The sequence below is a fragment of the Virgibacillus sp. AGTR genome (assembly GCF_016919725.2).
GTDB lineage: Bacteria > Bacillota > Bacilli > Bacillales > Amphibacillaceae > Virgibacillus > Virgibacillus salarius.
The window spans coordinates 1-3,207 of sequence record NZ_JAJERH010000136.1; the positions used below are offsets into that span (position 1 = coordinate 1).

General features: G+C 51.6%; 1 rRNA gene. It reads right to left on the bottom strand.

The features are described from left to right. Positions 1–51: 51 nt before the first annotated feature. Positions 52–2,970: ribosomal RNA gene (locus tag JUJ52_RS22690) — 23S ribosomal RNA — on the bottom strand. Positions 2,971–3,207: the final 237 nt, after the last annotated feature.

Here is a 3,207-nt window from a genome sequence, read left to right on the forward strand (position 1 = left end):
TTTGTACCCTAAAAACTAAATAAGAGATCATTCAACGACAACCAAAAGAAGTTAGTTAAGTCCTCGATCGATTAGTATCCGTCAGCTCCACGTGTCACCACGCTTCCACCTCGAACCTATCAACCTCATCATCTCTGAGGGATCTTACTCACTTGAAGTGATGGGAAGTCTCATCTTGAGGGGGGCTTCATGCTTAGATGCTTTCAGCACTTATCCCTGCCACACGTAGCTACCCAGCTATGCTCCTGGCGGAACAACTGGTACACCAGCGGTGTGTCCATCCCGGTCCTCTCGTACTAAGGACAGCTCCTCTCAAACTTCCAACGCCCACGACGGATAGGGACCGAACTGTCTCACGACGTTCTGAACCCAGCTCGCGTACCGCTTTAATGGGCGAACAGCCCAACCCTTGGGACCGACTACAGCCCCAGGATGCGATGAGCCGACATCGAGGTGCCAAACCTCCCCGTCGATGTGAACTCTTGGGGGAGATAAGCCTGTTATCCCCGGGGTAGCTTTTATCCGTTGAGCGATGGCCCTTCCATGCGGAACCACCGGATCACTAAGCCCGACTTTCGTCCCTGCTCGACTTGTAGGTCTCGCAGTCAAGCTCCCTTCTGCCTTTACACTCTGCGAATGATTTCCAACCATTCTGAGGGAACCTTTGGGCGCCTCCGTTACCTTTTGGGAGGCGACCGCCCCAGTCAAACTGCCCGCCTGACACTGTCTCCGAACCGGATCACGGTCCTGGGTTAGAAGGTTCGTACAGCCAGGGTGGTATCCCACGGATGCCTCCACGTAAGCTAGCGCTCACGCTTCGATGGCTCCCACCTATCCTGTACAAGCTGTACCAACATTCAATATCAGGCTACAGTAAAGCTCCACGGGGTCTTTCCGTCCTGTCGCGGGTAATGTGCATCTTCACACATAGTATAATTTCACCGGGTCTCTCGTTGAGACAGTGCCCAAGTCGTTGCACCTTTCGTGCGGGTCGGAACTTACCCGACAAGGAATTTCGCTACCTTAGGACCGTTATAGTTACGGCCGCCGTTTACTGGGGCTTCGGTTCTACGCTTCGCACAAAAGTGCTAACGCTTCCCCTTAACCTTCCAGCACCGGGCAGGTGTCAGCCCCTATACTTCGCCTTTCGGCTTCGCAGAGACCTGTGTTTTTGCTAAACAGTCGCTTGGGCCTATTCACTGCGGCTCCTCGGCAGAGGAGCACCCCTTCTCCCGAAGTTACGGGGTCATTTTGCCGAGTTCCTTAACGAGAGTTCTCCCGCTCACCTTAGGATTCTCTCCTCGCCTACCTGTGTCGGTTTGCGGTACGGGCACCTATGAACTCACTAGAGGCTTTTCTTGGCAGTGTGAAATCAGGAACTTCGGTACTCTATTTCCCTCCCCGTTACAGCTTGAAATCGTCGAACGGATTTGCCTATTCGACTTCCTCACTGCTTGGGCGCACACATCCATCGGTGCGCTTTCCTTATCCTTCTGCGTCCCCCCATCGTTCAAACGCTCATGAGGTGGTACAGGAATATCTACCTGTTGTCCATCGCCTACGCCTTTCGGCCTCGGCTTAGGTCCCGACTAACCCTGAGAGGACGAGCCTTCCTCAGGAAACCTTAGGCATTCGGTGAAAGAGATTCTCACTCTTTTTTCGCTACTCATACCGGCATTCTCACTTCTAAGCGCTCCACCAGTCCTCACGGTCTGACTTCACAGCACTTAGAACGCTCTCCTACCATTGTTCGTAAGAACAATCCGCAGCTTCGGTGATACGTTTAGCCCCGGTACATTTTCGGCGCAGAGTCACTCGACCAGTGAGCTATTACGCACTCTTTAAATGGTGGCTGCTTCTAAGCCAACATCCTGGTTGTCTAAGCAACTCCACATCCTTTTCCACTTAACGTATACTTTGGGACCTTAGCTGGCGGTCTGGGCTGTTTCCCTTTCGACTATGAACCTTATCACCCATAGTCTGACTCCCAAGGCAAAGTAGCTGGCATTCGGAGTTTGACTGAATTCGGTAACCCGGTGAGGGCCCCTAGTCCAATCAGTGCTCTACCTCCAGTACTCGTTCCTTGAGGCTAGCCCTAAAGCTATTTCGGAGAGAACCAGCTATCTCCGTGTTCGATTGGCATTTCACCCCTACCCACACCTCATCCCCGCATTTTTCAACATACGTGGGTTCGGGCCTCCAGTCAGTGTTACCTGACCTTCACCCTGGACATGGGTAGATCACACGGTTTCGGGTCTACGACCGCATACTATGTCGCCCTATTCAGACTCGCTTTCGCTGCGGCTCCGTGTCTTCCACTTAACCTTGCATACGATCGTAACTCGCCGGTCCATTCTACAAAAGGTACGCCGTCACCCATTAACGGGCTTCGACTACTTGTAGGCACACGGTTTCAGGTTCTCTTTCACTCCCCTCCCGGGGTGCTTTTCACCTTTCCCTCACGGTACTGGTTCACTATCGGTCACTAGGGAGTATTTAGCCTTGGGAGATGGTCCTCCCGGATTCCGACGGAATTCCACGTGTTCCGCCGTACTCAGGATCCACTCCGGAGGAAATTCTCTTTCGATTACAGGGCTCTTACCTCCTATGGCGGATCTTTCCAGATCGCTTCATCTAAAGAATTTCTTGGTAACTCCAATGGAGTGTCCTACAACCCCAGAAGGCAAGCCTTCTGGTTTGGGCTAATTCCGTTTCGCTCGCCGCTACTCAGGAAATCGCGTTTGCTTTCTCTTCCTCCGGGTACTGAGATGTTTCAGTTCCCCGGGTATGCCTCCTCTACCCTATGTATTCAGATAGAAGTACTGCTCCATTACGAACAGTGGGTTCCCCCATTCGGAAATTCCCGGATCAACGTCTACTTACGACTCCCCGGGACATATCGGTGTTAGTCCCGTCCTTCATCGGCTCCTAGTGCCAAGGCATCCACCGTGCGCCCTTATTCACTTAACTAGCTTTCTATGAATAAGCGTACTTATTTATCGCCTTAACTTTTGGTTTTCTAGCTTCCGCTCATAGCGATTAGCATGACTTCCTTCCTCTTCGTACGATAAGTCAACATCGATTCACTTACGTTTATCGTGTTTCCTTTATCTTCTGCGAGTCAGTCCAGTCTGTACATCGCTAAACATTCGCTTCCGCTTTTAGTTTGATGTCGTTGTTACTCTTATTTAGTTTTCAAGGTACAAA